The sequence below is a fragment of the Persicimonas caeni genome, from assembly GCF_006517175.1.
Lineage (GTDB): Bacteria > Myxococcota_A > Bradymonadia > Bradymonadales > Bradymonadaceae > Persicimonas > Persicimonas caeni.
Window position 1 is genome coordinate 4,977,413 of the sequence record NZ_CP041186.1, and the last position, 20,081, is coordinate 4,997,493.

The window sequence follows — 20,081 nt, forward strand, 5'->3', positions numbered from 1 at the left end:
GGACGGTGGTTGGGTGTGCAAGCTTTGGGCCACAGTGTAATCGACACGCGAGCGTGCGCAAACGGGCGTGTGAGACGGGCCGGGTCGGACATTCAGATCACGAGGCTGACGTCGATGTCATAGGTGCCACGCGATGGGCACAAAAAAGCCCGGGGCCGAAAGCCCCGGGCTCGTTACTCACGACAAGCAGCTACCGTCAGCCGATCCACCGGCGACGGCGCCACAGCGCCGCACCACCGAGCAACGCGGCTCCAAGGAGCCACACAGGCGCCGTCGGCTCTTCATGCTGCACGTTGGTGCACGCACAGCTCGAGCCGGACAGGTCGCCCGCGTTGTTGTCGATGGGCTGGCCGACGTCTTCGAAGCCGATATCATCGCCGGCGTCGGGGCCGGCGTCGGGGCCAGCATCAGGGCCAGCATCAGGGCCGACATCGTCGCCACTACCCGGCTGTACGGTTACGTCATGTAGCACGGGAGCGCTGTTCGCGCTGCCGTCGTTGACCACGAGTCGGAAGGTGTAGGTGGTCTCCTCAGTGATCCCGTTGCGGAAGCGGACTTCGAATTCCTCGCCCGTCGTATCACCGAGGTCCGGTGTCGGCTGGCCAGAAGCAACACTCCAACTGTAGGTCAGCGAATCGCCGTCGGGATCGGAGCTTCCCGTTCCACTTAACGTGATCGTCTCACCGGCGACCGCCTCGGTCGGTCCGTCGATGGCTGCCGTGGGTGCCTCGTTGGGCTGATTTTGCACGAGCACGGTGACCGTGTCCGGTGCGCTGCTCGACTCACCGTCATTGACCACCAGTTGGAAGGTAATCAGGTTGTTGCCGGGTGCGGGCTCGGGAGCCGTAAATGACGGCGTGGCCGTGTCGCCGTCGGTAAGGGTGACCGGTTCGCCACCTTCATGCGACCAGACGTACGTAAGGTCGTCACCATCCGGATCGCTGCTTGCCGTACCATCCAGAATCACGGTGTCGCCGGCGGTCGTGACTTGGTCACTGCCAGCGTCGGCTTCAGGCGCGCGGTTATCCGTGCTGCACTGGTTAGACATCGGGTCACACCATGCACCGTCGGCGCAATGGCCATCATTGGTGCATGAGGTGCGACAAGCGCCTTGGCCGCTGTGGCACTTAAACGGCGCACAGTCCTCGACGGTCGGCACCAGGCACATGCCTGCGCCGTCTTCGTCGGGATCGCCGTCACAGTAACCCGCAGCCACGGCCTCGGTGTCCGACACGCAAGTCGCTGCCGCACATTCGGTCGTGGCGGCGAGTCCTCGCGTCTTGCACAGGCCATCAGCGGGGTCGCAGAAGCCCTCGGTGCACGCTTCGGGGGTCGTGAGCGAACAATCCTTGGTCGTACCGGTACAGACACCGCCGACGCAGACATCGCTTTCGGTGCAGAGGTCTTCGTCGTTGCACGACTTCATCAATGAGTCGGCCACGTTTGTCCAGCCGGTGGTGCTGCCTTGCGAGGCATCGCAGACTTGGCAGGGGTTGTTCGGGTTCTCGGCGCCGTCGCTCCAGAATTGACCGTCGGCATAGCAGGTGGGGGCGCCGGAGTAGACGAAGGCCTTGCCGGCTTGTGTGATCGTGCCGCCTTGGCCGTCTGGAATTGCAGCACGGTTCGCGCCGACAAAGAAATCGTCATAGCCGTCGTTGTTCGTATCACCCATGCCATTGACGGCCAGTCCGTACTCGTTAAAGCTATTCAGTCCTTCACTACCACCAGTCTGCTTCCACGTGTAGTTGCTGGGCGTGATGCCCGAGGCCGAGCCCAAAAACAAATATGCGGCCCCCTCGCGGGTGACTGTGTCCGTGTGTCGGTAGGCACCGACCAAGAGGTCGTCATAGCCGTCTGCGTTAACATCGCCCACATTTGCCGTCGATACGCCGAATCGTTCGGCAGCGGAGAACGCCGAAATGATCGCGGAGGGGGTACTGGCCAGCGAACTTCCGGTGGACGAGACTCCGTCAAAAATCAGCACCCGCCCTTCGTCGAGTGACAGGTTTCCATCGTAGAGGCTGGCGCCAATGATGACTTCGTCGGATCCGTCTCCATTGAGGTCAGCAGCGGCGAGAGCGGTGCCGTTACGGCTTCCGGCTTGGGCTCCATTGTACTCCCAATCAGGTTGTGAAAAGGTGCGCGTCGAATTGCCCAAAAATAAGAGCACTCGTCCCAAATCATCATTTGGAGAACTGTCAAATTGTGGCGCACCAACCAAGATGTCGTCACACGAGCCGGAGGCTTCGGAGTCTCCGTTGAAGTTGCCGGCAGCCAATGTCGTTCCGAGTCGCTCTCCCGAGCCAGTCGGGCTCGAATAGACGGTCGGAGTTGCATCAAAGCCATTCGCGTTTCCGAAATAAATTGCCACTTCACCCGAGAAGTTGTCCGCGGCGATGCCTGATGTTGCAAGGTCGGTGTGTCCATCACAATCGAAGTCGCCTGAGGCAAGACTCCAGCCGTAGGCCACGACTCCAGTGCCGTCGAACTCTGCATACGGCGTGGGAATAACCGCCTGAGGCGAAGATGAAGTAGTGGCGGAGCCGAGAAAGATTTGAGCTTTGCCGGCATATGAATTGGCGTATGGCGAGCCGACTGCAAAGTCGGCCATGCCATCGCCGTTGATGTCGCCGACAGGCTCGATGCTCCAGCCCATGCGTCCAGGGTTCTGGTCGCTCTCAATGGCCATGTTCGCCGTGGCCTGCACGCCATTGGCGCTTCCCAGAAAGATGAGAATCCTTCCTTCCTCGGTTTCGGGGTTCGTATAGTACGGCTCGCTGACGACGAGATCGTCAAATCCGTCATTGTTCAAGTCGCCGACGATCGCACCGTTGTAGCCGAAGTTGGCCTCCGCGTTTGCGTCGGCGCCAGCGTCAAGTTGAACGGATGATCCGACCAGCAGGGGATCGACGTACAAAGGATATTCGGCACCACTGGCGTCGATTTGGATCCCGTACGAGTCTTCGTCTAAATAGAAACTCGAATCGATCGGGTCATCGTTTGCGTCGAAGACGTGTAACTCGTCCCACGAAAAGCCGTGGCCATTCTCATCAATGAATGTGACGCTCTTACCGTCGCTGCCAAGCTCAGCGTGAAAAGGATTCGGGTTGCGAAATTGCAGTCGAATCGTGTCCGGTGAACTCGATGGCTTGTCAATGTAGAAGCCCTGTTTGAGGCCGCGTGGGGTCCTCTCGTAGAATGCGCTTACTCCCTGGGTATACTCGTGCTCAACACGCACCCCGCGGAAATCCACGTGCTGCAGTTCCAACGGGATCGTGCGAGCGCCGACCTGGAGAGCCGGCACAGGAATTTCGAAGCGTACGTCCTCGCGCTTGGCTACTCCGTCGGTCGAGTAGGTCGGAGTCGCGTTAAGATGGACCAGTCCAGTTGAGGAAAAATGCGCGTCGAAGCTAGTTCCGAGCAGCGTTGCCGACGCACGGCCCGCTTCGAAGTCGAAGCCCTCGAATATTCCGTGACCAAATTTTGGCGTTGCCGGTCGAGTGTCCCCGATGACTGGCTTCGTCACTTCGGATGGTGGATCCACCTCGATCTTCGACTTGCGTGTGGTCGTCTCCGGTGTGTCTTGGTTTCCGCAACTTGCGGCCAAGAGGAGCGCCAGAGCGCCCACTGAGAGCGATGCAATCTCCCACCGATGGTTTGTGAGTTTCATTCAGGTACTCTCCACTGGTATCGCCAGATCTACGACTCAGCACGCATCGTACAACCGACATGTTGTCACGTTTTGTCACGTTGCGTACGTGATTAGCTGTGTTTTCAAAAAAAGGGACCGTCGCTCAGGCAGCTTGACGAGACGCTCATCTCGGCGTCGTGTTTCGTCGTGAAGCAATGTGAATGATTGTGCCTCGCCGCGCTCTCATCGGGACTGGTCGACTCTTCAATCATTTTATGAAAAGCTAGCATAGGTGGGCGTGCCGTTACAAGAATTCGTCACGAGCGGCCCATTCGAGGCCCGTGCTATTTTCAACATCACTCTTTCGTTGGCTGCAGAGCTGCCCGCACGGTGAGTCGACTCACGGAAGTTTTCACAGATGCTTGGTGTTGATTTGCATGCAGGCACCGAAGAGATGTGAGCTACAACAGAATGACGCAGCTAGACGTTTACATTGAGCCGATTGGGGCGACTGAGAGAGCTTCGGGGGCGTGGCTCTACGGGGCGTCACGAGGGAAATCGGAGGGAAGAGGCGCGCATTGCATCATCGGTGGCTTTGCCGTGGAACTACGCGCTGGCGGCAGTTCAAGCAGCAGTGTTGGAGCGTGGAGTGGCGGAGCATTTGGGTGGGTCGGTTCGGCTCACAATATCGACGAACTCGCCGGCGCCTGCGGACTCGATGGTGAGGCATGCCTGGGCCAGGTGCTGAAGGCGGGGATTGAGCAGTTTGGAGGCCGCTTTCTTGAGCGTTTGGAGGGGCCGATTGCTGCGGTTGTGGCCGACCAGCGTCTGCGTCTTGTGCGGTGGCGGCGCGATCGCTTTGGCCACGTGCCGACGCAGTATCGTCTAACCGAAAGGCAAGGGCTTTGGATTGGCACAGAACTGCTGGATTTGTACGACTCTCGACAGAGGCAACTGGAGCAAAATCCATCGAGGCTAGCATCGCATTTGGCGTTTGCTTGGGATGATGCCGGCGAAGAAGATTTCCTGGTGGGGGTCAGTCGCCTCAAGCCAGCACATGAACTAAGGGTCCATGTGGGCCGTAGACTCGAGACGACCGCCTCTCGTTACTGGAATCCGACACACGAGGACACGGCTAAGAGTGGCAAGACATGGCTCGAAGAAATGCGCCAAGCGCTCCGGATCAACTTACAGAGCACAGCAGGACGCGGGGGGAGGGTGGCAATCGCCTTGAGTTCGGGCCTGGATTCGGGGTTGCTCGCTGCGATCATGGCTCGCATGCCCAACTTGAATCCAGTTGCTGCAACCAAGTCATTTCCTTCCTATCCGGAGTTCGATGAGTCGGTCGCAGCCGCCAGACTTGCGTCTGAGCTGGGCTTGGAGCATCACCAAATCGAACTCGAATCAGATGAGCCGACAGATGCTTTGCTGGAGGCGCCTCAGTCGTTCTGGGGGTTGGGGCCCTATTTCCATCCGGGAGAGACATACGAAACAATCTTCTTGGAGCGGGCGCGGGATATTACCGGTGCTACCGCGATCGTCGGTGGCCATGGTGGAGAGTTCGCCGTTCAAGCGCGAGGGATTCGGCGCCGTGATCCTCTACTAAACATGGTCGATGCGCTGCCACTTTCTTCGGGGGAGGTGCTTCGGCAATTCATCGAGAAGGGCTTTGATTCGTATTGGGAATTACGTAGCCGCCAGCAGATTCTACATCGTCTGAACTACGGCTTTATGCCCTTCGACCTGCTGCTTGGATTCCTTTATCCGTCTGTGTTGGTAAGCGTACTTCGTAAGTACACGTCTCCTACGGGACCGTTGGAGGGCTGGAGCTACGAGATGTCGCGCCGCATGGCTTGGCGAAAGTACGTGCGCACGGGGCTGGTGCGTCATTCCCCGTATCTGAGCAAGAGGGTATTTGAGCTTGGGATAAACGTTCCTCCCGAACTCTGCACTAGCTTTCAAGAATCTGACTACCGGCCTGTGATGAGGAGGCTTTGCAATGGCCTCCTTCCGGAGGATCTGTGCTCGAAACCAAAGCATGGGTTGTTTTGTCCCTTCGTTCGCGCCAAAATGGAAGCGCAGGAGCGGAAGCTTCTCGACCTCGCGTGGGATGCCTACTCGACCTCGCCCGTTGTCGAACGTTTGTTAGATTATCGGTCGCTGTCGGACTTTATTAGTCGGTATTTGAAAGCTTCGCGTCAGTCGAGGACTCGACAGCTGCCAGGAAGCCTTATTCTATGGTTGCCCCTTGCCGCAATGGCTTGGAGTCGAGGTTCAAACCACACGCCTCAGTGTATGAGTTGAGGCTCACTTTACTTGTGATGTGCGGGAGTTGCGCTGCGAAGGTTGCGTAGCCGGCATATATGAGCGATTGTCCTGCTGTCCCACGTATCGGAGACGAATATGAAGAAGAGTGAAGAAGAAAAGAAGAGCGAAGCTAAGACTGCCAAGCGTCCGGCCTCCAAATCTTATACACCACCGGAATTGACCGCTTTTGGACAGTTGCGTCATCTCATCCTTGGAAGCTCGGGGTTTCCCAGTGACGGCGGGGACCCGGCAGGGGATCGTCCGCTTTAGCGCGGACCCGCTGCTTATCAGCGCTCTGGTCACTATAATGCTCACAAGGACGCTGCGTTGTGCGCAAGTAACTTGACCAAAGGGTAAGGAGTTTCTTGACTTGGCTTGAGTTCTTTAGTCGGCTGTTGTCGGTGGTGAGCAGGACGCCGCGGTGGAAAACTTTCGCGGCCGGGGGGGCACTGGTGCTCGCGGCAGCGACTCCACTGTTTACACCTTACCTACTCAAACTCTTTGTCGATATCGCAATTCCTCGGCGAGACCTCAATCTTCTTTGGAGCTTGGGTGTCGCTGCTGTCGTTGTGTATGCCGTCGCTTCCTTGACCCGTCACTATGGGCGCATGGAGGTCGCGCGGTTGGCCGAGGATTTTCGGCGGCGACTCACGTGTCAAGCGTTCTCTCACCTTCAAGGTCTCTCCCTTTCTTACCACCGCTCACGTGGCATTGGAGATCTTTCAGCTCGTATACTGTACGATACGTACTCGCTCAAAAGTTTCATCGCATCAACCCTCCCCGCAGCGGTCGAATTGGCGGTCACCATCGGTGGAACCGCTATCATTTTGGTCATTCTCGCTCCGTCCCTCACCTTGCTCGCTTTCGCCGCACTTCCGGCAGCCTTGATCATCGCTTATCTGTTTCGGGACAAGATCCGCCCACTATCACGTGAGCTCAGCGAACACCATGGAAAGGTATACGCCACCGTTCATGAAGCGCTGACTAGCATCGAAGAAAGTAAGGTCTATGGCGGGGCCGCCGAATTTGATCAACGACTTGCTGAGCAGAGTCGGCGTCTGGCGGATACAGAGGTGGAGATTGCAAGGCACCGCAACAAGTTGCTTCCCTTGCTAAACTTTGGAATCTCCTTGGTGTTGGTGGGAGTACTCGTCGGGGGCGGCTACATGATCATCGCCGGCACCGTCAGTGTGGGAACAGTGGTTGCCTACTATTTCTACATTTCCAAAAGCCTTGGACCTATTCGGTCAGCGTCAACGTTGATGCTAAGTTGGCATCGAGCGGTAACGGCGATGGAGCGCTTACAGGAACTATTCGACTCCGAAGAACGTCTCGAGCAGACGGGAAATCCTCGAGAGTTGTCGGAGATCCAGTGGGATATCGCTTTCGAAAATGTCTCGTTCCGGTATTCGGATTCGCAGACTAATCGTTCCTTTGTGGCGTTAGAGAATCTGACGTTCAACATTTCTCACGGACAACGCATAGCGCTGCTCGGGCCTTCAGGCGCCGGAAAGAGCACTACTGGAAAGATGGTCCCTCGCCTCTTCGACCCAGATCATGGTCAGATCACCGTTGGCGGGGTATCTCTAAAAGATCTCGCGCTGGATGAGTGGCGGCAGCGGGTTGGATACGTGGGCCAGAATGTCTTCTTGTTCAGTGGTTCAATTGAGCAGAACATTCGCTTTGGCTTAAAGACAACAAGCGCTGAGGATGCCTTCAAGTTAGCGATTCGCGCGGCTCGCGTTGACGAGGTCATTGCACAGAAACCGGATGGACTTGCGACTCAGGTTGGTGAGCGGGGCACATGTCTGTCCGGCGGACAAAAAAAACGCATCGCGCTTGCTCGGGCTCTACTGAGGTCTCCGGCTGTCTTGGTCATTGATCAACTCGCAGCGGATCTTCAAGAGGATCTTTGTCGTGAGATTTTCGAAATGATACGACGCGAATATCACGTTTCCATATTGTACCTTGGCCACCGAGTACCCGCTGGTTTCAACCCTGACGCGGTCTACTGGATGGAAGAAGGGCGAATTAAAAGGCAGTTGCAATCCCACGAAGGTTCTTCCGCTCGATGTGAGGTGGATTCTTCCATTGGGGAGACTGGTTCATGAGCAAAAGTATCGGTACAACAGAACGTTTCGAGCCTCGAGATGGACTAGTATTGGAGGAGATCGACGATGAGGTTGTGGTCTTGGATCTCCAACAGAACTCCTACTTTGGCCTGAACGAGGTCGCAAAGCAGGTGTGGAAGGGACTTGAAGACGGCCTGTCCATTGGCGAGATAGTCGACCAACTCGATGAGCAGTTTGCAGTGGAACGTGACGAACTCTTCGCCGACGTCTGCGCCTTCGTTTCCGACGCACTCTGCCACGGTCTGATCACTCGAACGGACGAAAGTTAGAGACTACTTGCTCGAGGGGTTGGCTTGCGAGAAGACGGCGGTCTACAAATTTACGGGCTCTTCGGGTGTCGACTCATATCCGATCGTGTGCTTCCGTTTGAAAGGGACGCCGATCGCGAAGACGTTGCCTCCCTGACTTTGATTGAAGCAGCAGGTCTCCAAGACGCCATCAAGGACAAAGCGCTTTCTTGCTTTCACGATGTCGAAGATTATCCTGGCGGACCACGACTCAGGGTTTCTCGCGCCGATGACAGCTTTCTTGTCGAGCATGGCGATTTTGCGCTCCAGCTTAAGCCTGCACAGCATCTCATCGAGTATTCGATCGATGACTGTGGCAGAGACAATTTAAAGCTTGGTGCTGTGGTGGAGCGTGTCGCTCTACCGCTGTACCTGCTATTGGCGCATCGCACCATGTTAGGAATTCATGCCAGCACGGTTCAGATCGACGAGCAGGCGTGGAGTTTCGTTGGCTCCTCTGGGGCGGGAAAATCGACAACCGCCGGAGAGTTGCTGAAGCATGGTGGAAGGCTCGTTGCAGACGATTTGACCCTTTACGACACTTCGACCGGTTCTCTCCTCCCTGGCGCCCCGGCCCTTCGATTGTGGAGCGCGCCAAACGAGGTGCCGGAAGCGATTCATGCCGTTCAATTGCATGAGGAGAGCGAAAAGCGCTGGTTTCGACTTGCCGCTCAGTATGCTCAGTCCAGACCAACACGCTTGTCGGGACTCATTGTCCTTGAGCCCCTTCCTGCTGAGCGACACAGAACAGGAAATTTAAAACTCGGGTTCGACGCATTAAGCGGTCAAACCGCGTTTGCTGCCATCATGCCTCATGTCTTTAGTTTTTCGGCCGCTTCGTCCGAGTATCAGACTCGACTGTTTCGGAACGTACTCGATCTTGCTGGAATGGTGAGAGTGATCCGCTACAGATATCTGCGCTCCCCTTCCGGCGACCCTACACATGTACCGTCGCTCCGAGAGTGTCTAAGAGACTTAGAGTGTCTAAGCGAGAGTGCCGAAGACAGAAAAGATTCCGCCTGACACCACCAAATCCACTATAGGGTCAATGAAACCTCTCCATCCGATCGCCCAAACCGAAATGCTGATCGCAATTGCCATCGCGCGCTTGGCGACCGAAGTCTTCAGCATCGAGCAACTCCTGAAGCTTGCCGGCGAAGCGGCGCAGTGGGCCGAACGCTTCCCGTCGTTCGACAGGCGGAGTCCTGACGAGTGGGCCGAGATCGCCGATCTGCTCGCCAACCGTGCATCGCGCCTGGTGCCGGGCGCTCAGTGCTTGCAGCGAGCGCTCGCCAGCAGGGTATGGCTCGCTCGTCGGGGGATCGACGCCCAGATCGTTGTCGGTTTTCGAAAGCGCGGGACCCTCGAGGGGCACGCCTGGCTCGAGTTGCAACTGTCCGGAGGCCCGAGCACCCTCTTCAAAGGCTTCGAAGACGGCTACCGCGAGTCGTTTCGCGAGGCCGCGGCGTGACACGAGGACGCACCAACGAAGCGTTTCCGATCAACGCTCCGATCACCTCGCTGGTCTCCCGTAGGATAGTGGAGGGAGGCTCTCGCCAACCCCGGGCCCCCGAACTCCTCATCCACCGGGCTGCCGAGCGCGGCGTCTTTCCCTTGATCTATCGTGTTCTCCTCGGGCGCGAAGGCGAGCTTCCACACGCGGCTCGTCGCTACTGGATCGAGCATGGGGCGCGTCTGGGACTCTATCGCACGGAGCTGGCGCGTGTGCACGAGGCGCTCGAGCACATCACACCCGTGGTCGTGCTCAAGGGAGAGCCGCTGTCGGTCCTGCTGTACGGAGATCCTCGGCTGCGGAATACCACCGATTTGGATTTGCTGAGCGCTCCCGAAAGCCTCCCCCAGGCAATCACAGCCCTCGCCGAGCTCGGCTATCGTCCAACGGACGGCCCGAAGGCTAAGACCTGGGCCAGCAATCAATGCGCCCTGCTGCACGAGACCTACGGCACCCTTATTGAATTGCACTGGCGGATCGCCTTTCCCTATCTGCCCAGCCCAGAGATCAGCCAATTGCTGCGCGAGACGATCGCGGTCGAGATCGGCGATCGCACCTACCGCTCGCTTCGCCCCGAGTTGCTCTTTTTCCAGCTCTGTTACCATTTCCACCAGCATCGCGGGTTTCTGAAGGGGCTATTGGACATCACCGGCTGGATCGATCGCTTCGAGAGTTCTGCAGATCTAGACGAGATCCGTGCGATGGCCGATCGGCTGGGCCTGAACGGGCTGATCCAGTGGCCGCTACACGTCCTGAACCTCTTCACGGGCCATAAGAGCCGGCTTTACGAGCCAACAGCGGACCCTTTTGTTCGGGCCTGGGCTGCATGGACGGCTGCCAAGCTGGAGCGCGACTTCATCGAGTTGCGGCCACGGACGCGGGTCGAGAGGTGGCTGGATGAACAGAGTTTTGGCGCCAAATTGGTCACTTCCATGCTCCAGGGGGCGAGTATGACGGTAGCTGATGGGATCTTCCCGAAGATCTCCACCGCCGTTCGCCCGGTGATCTTCGGCCCGCACCGGCTCGGAAGGGGCCTGTTTGGGGCCTTGGAGCGCCTGGGGGCGGTCGATCGCGACCGGCTTTACGAGTCGCGGATACTTGGCTGAAGCCTACACTTGACAAGCCTTCGGAAAGCTCTATTATCCCGCCTCCTAAAGTCCGCTCGTCCCGCGTGTGCGAAATTCGAACTCGTGCAGGTGTGTTTTGGCGTGCGGAGAAGAGTTTGACGCACAGACAGTGGCCCTGAGCTGCAGTGGCGACAGGCCCGCGCAATGTGAATCTTACAGGTAGAAGCAGATGCCCACGATTAATCAGCTCGTCCGCAAAGGACGCAAACAGGTCAAGAAGAAGACCGACGCCCCGGCGCTCAAAGGGTGCCCGCAGAAGCGCGGCGTGTGCACTCGCGTGTACACGACGACCCCCAAGAAGCCGAACTCGGCGCTTCGTAAAGTCGCACGTGTGCGGCTGACCAACGGGATCGAAGTGACCAGCTACATCCCGGGTGAGGGCCACAACCTGCAGGAGCACAGTGTTGTGCTCATCAGGGGCGGCCGTGTCAAAGACCTCCCCGGTGTGCGCTATCACATCATCCGCGGCACGCTCGACGCCATCGGCGTCCAAGAGCGTCGCCAGGGTCGCAGCAAGTACGGCACCAAGAAGCCGAGATAAGCAGCCCCTTTGCGGCTGTGGAGCGGCGGTCAAAACAGAACAGGTTAGAAGATGCCCAGAAAAGGACCAGTCCCAAAGCGTGATACTCTGCCGGATCCGAAGTTCGGCGAGAAGAATATCACTCTCTTCGTCAATGTGATGATGCGCGACGGCAAGAAGAACGTCGCCGAGCGTATCCTCTACGATGCGATCGACATGATCGGTGAGAAAACCGGTGCCGATCCCGTCGAGGTCTTCAAAGAAGCCCTCGAGAACGTGCGTCCCTCGGTTGAGGTTCGCTCGCGTCGCGTCGGTGGATCGACCTACCAGGTTCCCATGGAGATCCGCGGCGAGCGCCAGATGGCCCTCGCGATGCGTTGGGTGGTCGGTGCCGCGCGCAACCGCAACGAGTACACGATGGTCGAGCGACTGACCAACGAGTTGCTCGACGCGTCGAACAACCGCGGCAACGCGGTGCGCAAAAAGGAAGACATGCACCGCATGGCCGAGGCCAACAAGGCCTTCGCCCACTACCGGTGGTGATCACCGCGGGCTCTTCGTAGGGGGCGGCCTTCCGCGTCGCCCCCGAGCCCCCGGCCCCCTTGGCTGCGCCCGCCTGGCTTCCTCCGCCAGCACCTCGGGATACTTGCAGTCTCCTGAGTTCACTTGACATTTGTGGCGTAATCCTGATGATGCGCCCGAAGAATGCTCGAGTTCGCGCACTCCTCCGGCGACGGTGGAGCAGGTTTATCTGTATCGGCGGAATTCCGGTCGGTCGCGCGGCGTTTGTGGGCAAGCAGGCGAAAAGCCTTTCGTAACAAGACACAGTGAGTCGCCTTGGCGTCGACCTCCCCACCGAAGTGGGGCGCGGGCGCGGGGGCGAAAATCGAACCAGATAGATTCTCTAGACAAGGCAGGGATCAAAGGTGGGACGCAGTATACCTCTTAGGCGAGTTCGCAATATCGGCATCATGGCGCACATCGATGCCGGCAAAACGACCATGACCGAGCGCGTGCTCTACTACACGGGCGTCTCTCACAAGATTGGTGAGACGCACGAGGGCACGTCCGAGATGGACTGGATGGATCAGGAGCGTGAGCGTGGCATCACCATTACGAGTGCTGCGACCACCTGCTTCTGGCAGATGAACAACGAAAACTACCGCATCAACATCATCGACACCCCCGGCCACGTCGACTTCACGATGGAAGTCGAGCGTTCGCTGCGCGTGCTCGACGGTGCTGTGGCGGTGTTCTGCTCGGTTGGCGGCGTCGAGCCGCAGTCCGAGACGGTGTGGCGCCAGGCCAACCGTTACAACGTCCCGCGCATGGCGTTCGTCAACAAAATGGACCGTACCGGCGCGAATTTCGAGAACGTCGTGCAGCAGATGCGCGATCGTCTCAACGCCAACCCGGTGCGCATGCAGATCCCCATTGGCAAGGAAGACCACTACAAAGGTGCGGTCGACCTGGTCAAAATGCAGGCGATCGTGTGGAAGGAAGAGAACCTCGGCGCCGAGTACGAGTACGTCGAGATTCCGGAAGATATGATGGAAGCCGCTGAAGCCGCTCGTGAAGAGCTGGTCGCCGCGGCCGCTGACTTCAGCGAAGACATCATGATGAAGTACCTCGAAGGAGAGGAGATCTCCGAGAAGGAGCTTCATGATGCCATCCGTCAGGGCACCCTCGATCTCGAGATCGTGCCGGTCTTCTGCGGTACCGCGCTCAAGAACAAGGGCGTCCAGCCGGTGCTCAACGGCGTCGTGCAGTATCTGCCGGCTCCGATCGACATCCCGCCGGTCCAAGGTGTGACTCCGGACGCGTTCCGTCGCATCACCGAGCAGCACGTCGAGGCGACCGAAGAAGACCAAATGACCCGTCAGGCCGACGATGATGCTCCGTTCTCGGCGCTGGCATTCAAGATCATGACCGATCCCTACGTCGGTCACCTGACGTACTTCCGCGTCTACTCGGGTACGCTCGAGTCGGGAAGCTACGTCTACAACTCGACCAAGGACCAGCGCGAGCGCGTGGGTCGTATCCTCCGCATGCACGCTAACAAGCGTGAGGAGATCGACGACGTCCTCGCTGGCGACATCGCCGCGGCCGTCGGTCTGCGTAACACCACCACCGGTGACACGCTGTGCGACGAGAACGAGCCGATCGTCCTCGAGGCGATGGACTTCCCGGATCCGGTCATCGAGATTGCCGTTGAGCCGAACACCAAGGCCGACCAGAGCAAGCTGAGCGAGTCGCTTCAAAAGCTCGCCGCCGAGGACCCGAGCTTCCGCGTGCACGTCGACGACGAGACCGGCCAGACGATCATTGCTGGTCAGGGTGAGCTCCACTTGGAGATCATCGTCGACCGCCTGCTCCGCGAGTTCAAAGTCGAGGCGAACGTCGGTAAGCCGCAGGTCTCGTACCGCGAGAAGATCACCAAAGAGATCGAGCACCGCGAGCGCTACAAGAAGCAGTCCGGTGGTAAGGGTATGTTCGCCGATGTGTACCTGCGCATCGAGCCCCTCGAGCCGGGCAGTGGCATCGAATTCGAAGAGACCATCAAAGGTGGTTCGGTGCCGAAGGAATTCTTCAACGCCGTCGAGCAGGGCGTGCGTGAAGCCGCCGAAGGTGGCGTGCTGGCCGGCTTCCCGCTGGTCGACGCCAAGATCACGCTGTACGACGGGTCGTACCACGAGGTCGACTCGAGCGAGATGGCGTTCAAGATCTGCTCGTCGATCGGCTTCAAGAAGGCCGCGCGCAAAGCAGGCGCCGCTCTCCTCGAGCCGATCATGGCCGTCGAGATCGTCACCCCCGAAGAGTTCATGGGCGATGTCATCGGCGACCTCAACGGCCGTCGAGGCAACGTCCTGGGCATGAACCCGCGCAGCGGCGCTCAGGTTATCGACGCCGAAGTACCGCTGTCGGAGATGTTCGGTTACTCGACCGATCTGCGAAGCCGTACGCAGGGCCGCGCGAACTACACCATGCAGTTCTCGCACTATGATACCGTCCCGAAGAACATCGCGGACGAGATCATCGAAAAGGCCACTGGCGGCGCCTGATCTCGGCATCGTCAGCCTAAAATAAGCAGGAAAACGCCTCAATCGTACTGATTCAGGCGTTTTCCTGCGTTTGAGGGGCTTGGACAGTTGAAATTTAGCGCTCGAGATGTAAGAACCGGCGCGTCGTGAACGAGCCGACTCGGAGGGTCGCATCGCCGGCCTCCCGCTCGTGCCAAACATTCAGAAGACTCTAGCAACGCCTGCGAGCGATCGGCTGTCGACCGCTCGACGGAGCAATCGAAAGGAGACCAAAATGGCCAAAGAGAAATTTGAAAGAACAAAACCGCACCTGAACATCGGGACCATCGGTCACGTCGACCACGGTAAGACCACCCTGACCGCGGCGATCACCCGCGTGCTCAGCGACAAAGGTCTGGCGACCAACGTCGACTTCGAAAACATCGACAAGGCTCCCGAAGAGCGCGAGCGTGGTATCACCATCTCGACGGCGCACGTCGAGTACGAGACCGACAACCGCCACTACGCTCACGTCGACTGCCCCGGCCACGCCGACTACGTCAAGAACATGATCACCGGCGCCGCCCAGATGGACGGCGCGATCCTGGTGGTCTCGGCTGCTGACGGCCCCATGCCCCAGACCCGCGAGCACATCCTGCTCGCCCGTCAGGTCGGCGTGCCGGCGATCGTCGTGTTCCTCAACAAGGCCGACATGGTCGACGACGAGGAACTGCTCGAGCTGGTCGAACTCGAGGTGCGCGAGCTCCTCGAGAAGTACGAGTTCCCCGGCGACGAGCTTCCGGTTGTGACCGGCTCGGCGCTCATGGCGCTCAACGGCGAGACCGGCCCGATGGCCGATGAAGCCATCATGAAGCTGATGGACGCCGTCGACGACTACATCCCCGAGCCGGAGCGTGAGACCGACAAGCCGTTCCTGATGCCCATCGAGGACGTCTTCTCGATCTCGGGCCGTGGTACGGTCGTCACCGGTCGCATCGAGCGCGGTCGTGTCTGCCCGGGCGACGAAGTCGAAATCGTCGGTCTGTCGGACAAAGCCGAGAAGACCGTCGTCACCGGCGTCGAGATGTTCCGCAAGCTCCTCGACGAGGGTGTGGCTGGCGACAACGTCGGCTGCCTGCTTCGCGGCATCAAGAAGGAAGACGTCGAGCGCGGCCAGGTCCTGGCCAAGCCGGGCACCATCACCCCGCACACCAAGTTCAAGGGTGAGGTCTACATCCTGACCAAAGAAGAGGGTGGACGTCACACCCCGTTCTTCGACGGCTACCGCCCGCAGTTCTACTTCCGTACCACCGACGTCACCGGCACGGTGCACCTGGGTGAGGGAAGCGAGATGGTCATGCCGGGCGACCGCGTCACCATCACCGGTGAGCTGATCACCCCGATCGCCATGGACGAAGGTCTGCGCTTCGCGATCCGCGAAGGCGGCCGCACCGTCGGCGCTGGCGTGGTCACCGAGATCGTCGAATAAGCACGGCGATCCTTGCGGCCCCTGCAGGAAGCTGAAATGCCTCTTGATCTGAGGCAAGGCTTCTTGTAGGGTCCGCGCTCCCGCCTGACGACAGCCGGGATTTTTCCAGAATGACTGACGCGACTTCATGCGTTGTTCGTCGACTCGTGAAGTCGTTTTGTTTCGAGAACAGGTTCACGCTGCGCTGGCCGAGCCAATCGGATACCGGCGGGCCAACGCAGACTCAGGGTGAGTCATGGCAAACGACAAGATTCGCATCAAACTCAAGGCGTACGACCACACGCTGCTCGACGCCTCGGCAGCCGAAATCGTCGAGACCGCGCGCCAGACCGGCGCACGCATCTCCGGTCCGGTGCCGCTTCCGACCCGCGTTCGTCGCTGGACGGTGCTTCGTGGTCCTTTCAAGGACAAGAAGTCTCGCGAGCAGTTCGAGATGCGCACACACAAGCGCCTGCTCGACATCCACGAGCCGACCCAACAGACCCTCGACGCGCTGATGCGTCTGGATCTGGCGGCCGGCGTGGACGTAGAAATTAAGACCTGATCTGGCACATCGCAGCTGTCGGGCATCGGGCTCGCCGGCTGTGGCCAGGTCGCTTCACCACACTCTTTCGCGCGGTCGAGCTCGAACCAGACCGGCGCAGGAGTCGAAAGATGAAATTTGACGTTGTTGATCTAAAAAACGAAAAGGTCGGCGACGCTGACCTTGACGACGCGATTTTCGCCGCCCCGGTGCGCGAATACCTCTTTTGGGAAGTCGTCAATTGGCAGCGCGCTCGTCGCCGCGCCGGCACCCACAAAGTCAAGGGTCGCTCGGAAGTCCGCGGTGGCGGTAAGAAGCCCTGGCGCCAGAAAGGCACCGGGCGCGCCCGTCACGGCACCATCCGCTCCCCTCTGTGGGTGGGCGGCGGTACCGTTCACGGTCCTTCCCCTCGTGATTACAGTTACTCGATGCCGAAAAAGAAGCGCAAAGCCGCGCTTCGTTCGGCGTTGAGCATGAAGGCTCGCGACGGCCAACTTCGCGTCGTCGACAGCCTCGAATTCCCCGAGATCAAAACCAAGTTCGCCGCCCAGGTCCTCGAGACCCTCGAGGCTCCCAGCGCGCTGTTCGTCGACGCGACCAGCCGCGACGAGGAGACCAACGCGGTTGCTCACAACGACAAGCTTCGCCTGTCCGTGCGCAACCTCAAAGACGCCAAGTACCTCGCCAGCGAGGGACTCAACGTCGAGGACGTGCTCCGGTACGACGTACTGGTTCTGAGTCAACAAGCACTCGACCACATCCAAGAGGTCCTGAAGCGATGACTACTCCATACGACATCATCATTCGCCCGGTGATGACCGAAAAGAGCACCGAGATTCTCGAGCTGGAGAACAAGGTGACCTTCCGGGTGAAATTCGAAGCCAATAAGCCCCAGATCAAAGACGCCGTCGAGCGACTCTTCGACGTCAAGGTCGACCGCGTGAACACGATGATCATGCCTGGCAAGCCCAAGCGGGTCGGTCGCTTCTTCGGACGCCGCAAGGCTTGGAAGAAAGCGGTCGTTCAACTGGCCGAAGGCGAGATGATCGACTTCTACGCGCTCGAAGATGCCGGCGAAGAGCACGGCGTCGTCTGAGATTACTGAGGTGACTCGAGATTCGCGGCCGGGCCCCTGCGGCCCGACGCGCGATTGAGGGAGAAGCAAAGATGGGAACTAAAAATTACAAGCCGACAGCGCCGGGTCGCCGTTTCGCCCGCCTGCAGGACTTCGACGAAGTCACGAAGGGCGCGCCGGAAAAGGGCCTGACTCAGGCGCTCACCAAGAGCGGCGGCCGAAACAACAAAGGTCGCATGACGGTGCGTCGTCGCGGCGGTGGCCACAAGCGCCGCTACCGTACGATCGACTTCAAGCGCAACAAAGTCGGTGTTCCGGCCAAAGTTGCCGCGATCGAATACGATCCGAACCGCTCGGCGTTCATCGCGCTGCTGCACTACGCAGACGGTGAGAAGGCCTACATCCTGGCCCCGCAGAAGCTCAAAGTGGGCGACGAGATCGTCTCGAGCAAGAATGCGGACATCACCCCGGGCAACGCGCTCAAGCTCAAGCACATGCCGGTCGGTACGGTCGTGCATAACGTCGAGCTCAAGCCTGGTAAGGGCGGCCAAATGGCCCGCTCGGCCGGCTGCTGGGCCCAGTTGATGGCAAAAGAGGGTAAATACGGCCTCATGAAGCTGCCTTCGGGCGAGCTTCGCCGTGTGCTCCTCGAGTGCCGCGCGACTGTCGGTTCGGTGAGCAACCGCGAGCACGAGAATGTGTCGCTGGGTAAGGCGGGTCGTGCCCGCTGGCTCGGACGCCGTCCCAGTGTACGTGGTGTCGCCATGAACCCGATCGACCACCCCCACGGTGGTGGTGAGGGTCGGACCGCCGGTGGCCGCCATCCGGTCACCCCGTGGGGTAAAGGGACCAAAGGTCTCAAAACCCGCAAGAACAAGCGGACCGACAAGTTCATTCAGCGTCGCCGCAAGACGAAAAAGAAAAAAGGTTGAGTTGACGGCGGCCTCTTAGCAGGTCGCCCCAACCACACAGGAGATAGACGTGCCACGTTCAATTAAGAAAGGCCCGTTCGTAGACGACAGCATTCTGAAGAAGGTTCGCAAGGCCAAAGAGGCCGGCGACCGCCGCGCCATCAAGACCTGGAGCCGCCGCTCGATGATCGTGCCCGAATTTATCGGCATGACCTTCGCGGTGCACAACGGTCGCGAGTTCGTTCCGGTGTTCGTCACCGAGAACATGGTCGGCCACAAGCTGGGCGAATTTGCGCCCACGCGGACCTTCTACGGACACATTTCCGACAAGAAGGGTAAGCTTCGCGGTCGGTAATGCCGTCCAAGCGGGCTCACGGTTGGCAAGTCGGGCGGGGGCCAGATGGGTCCTCGCCAGTCACGATTCCGATTTTGAAAGTTTTGAGTCAGAGCCATGGGTAAAAATAATCAAGGACACCGGGCCAATACGGCCAAGGCTCGTAACGTCCGTATCGCGCCGCAGAAGGCTCGACCGGTCATCGACCTGGTCCGAAATAAGCCGATTTTGGAGGCGCTCGACATTCTGCAGTTCACGCAGAAAAAAGCCGCACCGATCATCGCCAAGGTGATCGAGTCGGCGTTGCACAACGTCGAGCACAGCGACGAGCTAGACTGGGATGTCGACGAGTTGATCGTCGCGCAGGCCTACGTCGACGAAGGCCCGACGCTGCGCCGCTTCAAGCCGCGGGCGATGGGACGCGCCACTCGTATCAACAAGCGAACCAGTCATATTACCGTGGTGCTCGAGCCGCGCTAAAAAGCCTCTAGGAGGTCGTTTTGGGTCAAAAAGTACATCCAACAGGATTTCGCCTCGGAATCATTCGACCGTGGACGTCGAAATGGTATGCCGAGAAGAACTACGCCGACTGGTTGCACGAGGATCTGCGCATCAAGGAGTTCCTCTACAACCGGCTCAAGCACACCGGTGTGAGCAACATCGAGATCGAGCGCATGGCCAAGAAGGTCAAGGTCACGATCCACACGGCCAAGCCGGGGATCGTGATCGGTAAGCGCGGCAGCGGCATCGAAGGGCTCAAAAACGAGCTCAAGAAGCAGACCGACTGTGAGATCTTCCTGAACATCCAGGAAGTGCGCAAAGCCGAGCTCGACGCCAAGCTCGTCGCCGAAGGCATCGCCACTCAGCTCGAGCGGAGGGTCAGCTTCCGCCGCGCGATGAAGAAGGCGGTCCAGACGGCGATGAAGTTCGGCGCCAAAGGCATCCGCGTGAACTGCGCCGGTCGCCTTGGTGGAGCCGACATGGGCCGTCGCGAGTGGTATCTCGAGGGTCGCGTTCCCCTGCACACGCTGCGGGCGGACATCGACTACGGCCTCGCCGAAGCCAAGACCACCTACGGCATCATTGGTGTCAAGGTTTGGATCTTCAAAGGCGAAGTCCTCGAAGCCGAAGCTAGATTTTAATCGACGAGGCGCTCGCCTTGCGGGCGCCCGAAAGTGGTGCGCTCGCGCGTCGCTTTCACTACTAAGGAGT

Annotated in this window: 19 protein-coding genes; 18 read left to right on the top strand and 1 reads right to left on the bottom strand. The window is 59.2% G+C overall.

Annotation, left to right across the window (positions count from 1 at the left end):
* Positions 1-196 precede the first annotated feature (196 nt).
* Positions 197-3,670 (bottom strand): PKD domain-containing protein, encoded by a 3,474-nt coding sequence (locus FIV42_RS18340; RefSeq protein WP_141199090.1) that lies wholly within the window; start codon positions 3,668-3,670, stop codon positions 197-199.
* 561 nt (positions 3,671-4,231) lie between these two features.
* Here FIV42_RS18340 and FIV42_RS18345 point away from each other — a divergent pair.
* The 18 genes from FIV42_RS18345 (at position 4,232) to rpsC (ending at position 20,011) form a co-directional block, all read left to right on the top strand.
* Positions 4,232-5,935: an asparagine synthase-related protein gene (locus FIV42_RS18345; RefSeq protein ID WP_168210746.1), complete on the top strand. Its 1,704-nt coding sequence runs from the start codon at positions 4,232-4,234 to the stop codon at positions 5,933-5,935.
* 99 nt (positions 5,936-6,034) lie between these two features.
* Positions 6,035-6,208 (top strand): hypothetical protein, encoded by a 174-nt coding sequence (locus FIV42_RS30225; protein ID WP_168210747.1) that lies wholly within the window; start codon positions 6,035-6,037, stop codon positions 6,206-6,208.
* A gap of 95 nt (positions 6,209-6,303) precedes the next feature.
* Positions 6,304-8,049 (top strand): ABC transporter ATP-binding protein, encoded by a 1,746-nt coding sequence (locus FIV42_RS18350; protein WP_141199092.1) that lies wholly within the window; start codon positions 6,304-6,306, stop codon positions 8,047-8,049.
* On the top strand, positions 8,046-8,339 hold the full coding sequence (locus FIV42_RS18355) for a PqqD family protein (RefSeq protein WP_141199093.1): 294 nt from the start codon (positions 8,046-8,048) through the stop codon (positions 8,337-8,339). Before FIV42_RS18350 ends, FIV42_RS18355 begins: the two co-directional genes overlap by 4 nt.
* 24 nt (positions 8,340-8,363) lie before the next feature.
* Complete coding sequence (locus FIV42_RS18360) at positions 8,364-9,380, top strand: hypothetical protein (RefSeq protein WP_141199094.1); 1,017 nt, start codon at positions 8,364-8,366, stop codon at positions 9,378-9,380.
* A 58-nt stretch (positions 9,381-9,438) separates the two neighbouring features.
* Positions 9,439-9,828, top strand: coding sequence for a lasso peptide biosynthesis B2 protein (locus tag FIV42_RS18365; RefSeq protein WP_168210748.1), 390 nt, complete (start codon positions 9,439-9,441; stop codon positions 9,826-9,828).
* A 68-nt stretch (positions 9,829-9,896) separates the two neighbouring features.
* Positions 9,897-10,976 carry a nucleotidyltransferase family protein gene (locus FIV42_RS18370; protein ID WP_281285836.1) on the top strand — a complete coding sequence of 360 codons (1,080 nt, stop codon included), beginning with the start codon at positions 9,897-9,899 and terminating at the stop codon, positions 10,974-10,976.
* A 190-nt stretch (positions 10,977-11,166) separates the two neighbouring features.
* Positions 11,167-11,538, top strand: a complete 372-nt coding sequence (gene rpsL, locus FIV42_RS18375) for a 30S ribosomal protein S12 (RefSeq protein ID WP_141199097.1) — start codon at positions 11,167-11,169, stop codon at positions 11,536-11,538.
* A 51-nt stretch (positions 11,539-11,589) separates the two neighbouring features.
* Positions 11,590-12,060 carry a 30S ribosomal protein S7 gene (gene rpsG, locus FIV42_RS18380; RefSeq protein ID WP_141199098.1) on the top strand — a complete coding sequence of 157 codons (471 nt, stop codon included), beginning with the start codon at positions 11,590-11,592 and terminating at the stop codon, positions 12,058-12,060.
* A 383-nt stretch (positions 12,061-12,443) separates the two neighbouring features.
* On the top strand, positions 12,444-14,579 hold the full coding sequence (fusA, locus tag FIV42_RS18385; RefSeq protein ID WP_141199099.1) for an elongation factor G: 2,136 nt from the start codon (positions 12,444-12,446) through the stop codon (positions 14,577-14,579).
* Between the two features lie 253 nt (positions 14,580-14,832).
* The gene (gene tuf / locus FIV42_RS18390) at positions 14,833-16,026 is read left to right on the top strand and encodes an elongation factor Tu (RefSeq protein WP_141199100.1); all 1,194 of its coding nucleotides are present in this window, start codon (positions 14,833-14,835) and stop codon (positions 16,024-16,026) included.
* A 235-nt stretch (positions 16,027-16,261) separates the two neighbouring features.
* On the top strand, positions 16,262-16,570 hold the full coding sequence (rpsJ, locus tag FIV42_RS18395) for a 30S ribosomal protein S10 (protein ID WP_141199101.1): 309 nt from the start codon (positions 16,262-16,264) through the stop codon (positions 16,568-16,570).
* A gap of 110 nt (positions 16,571-16,680) precedes the next feature.
* Positions 16,681-17,331: a 50S ribosomal protein L4 gene (gene rplD, locus FIV42_RS18400; protein ID WP_141199102.1), complete on the top strand. Its 651-nt coding sequence runs from the start codon at positions 16,681-16,683 to the stop codon at positions 17,329-17,331.
* Positions 17,328-17,645: a 50S ribosomal protein L23 gene (locus FIV42_RS18405; protein WP_141199103.1), complete on the top strand. Its 318-nt coding sequence runs from the start codon at positions 17,328-17,330 to the stop codon at positions 17,643-17,645. The genes rplD and FIV42_RS18405 overlap by 4 nt, the downstream gene beginning before the upstream one ends.
* Before the next feature lie 71 nt (positions 17,646-17,716).
* Complete coding sequence (gene rplB / locus FIV42_RS18410) at positions 17,717-18,556, top strand: 50S ribosomal protein L2 (protein WP_141199104.1); 840 nt, start codon at positions 17,717-17,719, stop codon at positions 18,554-18,556.
* 49 nt (positions 18,557-18,605) lie between these two features.
* Positions 18,606-18,890 carry a 30S ribosomal protein S19 gene (gene rpsS / locus FIV42_RS18415; protein WP_141199105.1) on the top strand — a complete coding sequence of 95 codons (285 nt, stop codon included), beginning with the start codon at positions 18,606-18,608 and terminating at the stop codon, positions 18,888-18,890.
* Positions 18,891-18,986: 96 nt separating this feature from the next.
* Positions 18,987-19,349: a 50S ribosomal protein L22 gene (gene rplV / locus FIV42_RS18420; protein ID WP_141199106.1), complete on the top strand. Its 363-nt coding sequence runs from the start codon at positions 18,987-18,989 to the stop codon at positions 19,347-19,349.
* Between the two features lie 20 nt (positions 19,350-19,369).
* Entirely contained in the window at positions 19,370-20,011 is a 642-nt protein-coding gene (gene rpsC / locus FIV42_RS18425) for a 30S ribosomal protein S3 (protein WP_141199107.1), read from the top strand.
* Positions 20,012-20,081: the final 70 nt, after the last annotated feature.

Excerpts from the sequence above, each read along its gene's own strand:
- FIV42_RS18340 (WP_141199090.1), bottom strand. The coding sequence starts at position 3,670 with ATGAAACTCACAAACCATCGGTGGGAGATTGCATCGCTCTCAGTGGGC.
- FIV42_RS30225 (WP_168210747.1), top strand. The coding sequence starts at position 6,035 with ATGAAGAAGAGTGAAGAAGAAAAGAAGAGCGAAGCTAAGACTGCCAAG.
- FIV42_RS18355 (WP_141199093.1), top strand. The coding sequence starts at position 8,046 with ATGAGCAAAAGTATCGGTACAACAGAACGTTTCGAGCCTCGAGATGGA.
- FIV42_RS18365 (WP_168210748.1), top strand. The coding sequence starts at position 9,439 with ATGCTGATCGCAATTGCCATCGCGCGCTTGGCGACCGAAGTCTTCAGC.
- rpsL (WP_141199097.1), top strand. The coding sequence starts at position 11,167 with ATGCCCACGATTAATCAGCTCGTCCGCAAAGGACGCAAACAGGTCAAG.
- rpsG (WP_141199098.1), top strand. The coding sequence starts at position 11,590 with ATGCCCAGAAAAGGACCAGTCCCAAAGCGTGATACTCTGCCGGATCCG.
- tuf (WP_141199100.1), top strand. The coding sequence starts at position 14,833 with ATGGCCAAAGAGAAATTTGAAAGAACAAAACCGCACCTGAACATCGGG.
- rpsJ (WP_141199101.1), top strand. The coding sequence starts at position 16,262 with ATGGCAAACGACAAGATTCGCATCAAACTCAAGGCGTACGACCACACG.
- rplD (WP_141199102.1), top strand. The coding sequence starts at position 16,681 with ATGAAATTTGACGTTGTTGATCTAAAAAACGAAAAGGTCGGCGACGCT.
- FIV42_RS18405 (WP_141199103.1), top strand. The coding sequence starts at position 17,328 with ATGACTACTCCATACGACATCATCATTCGCCCGGTGATGACCGAAAAG.
- rplB (WP_141199104.1), top strand. The coding sequence starts at position 17,717 with ATGGGAACTAAAAATTACAAGCCGACAGCGCCGGGTCGCCGTTTCGCC.
- rplV (WP_141199106.1), top strand. The coding sequence starts at position 18,987 with ATGGGTAAAAATAATCAAGGACACCGGGCCAATACGGCCAAGGCTCGT.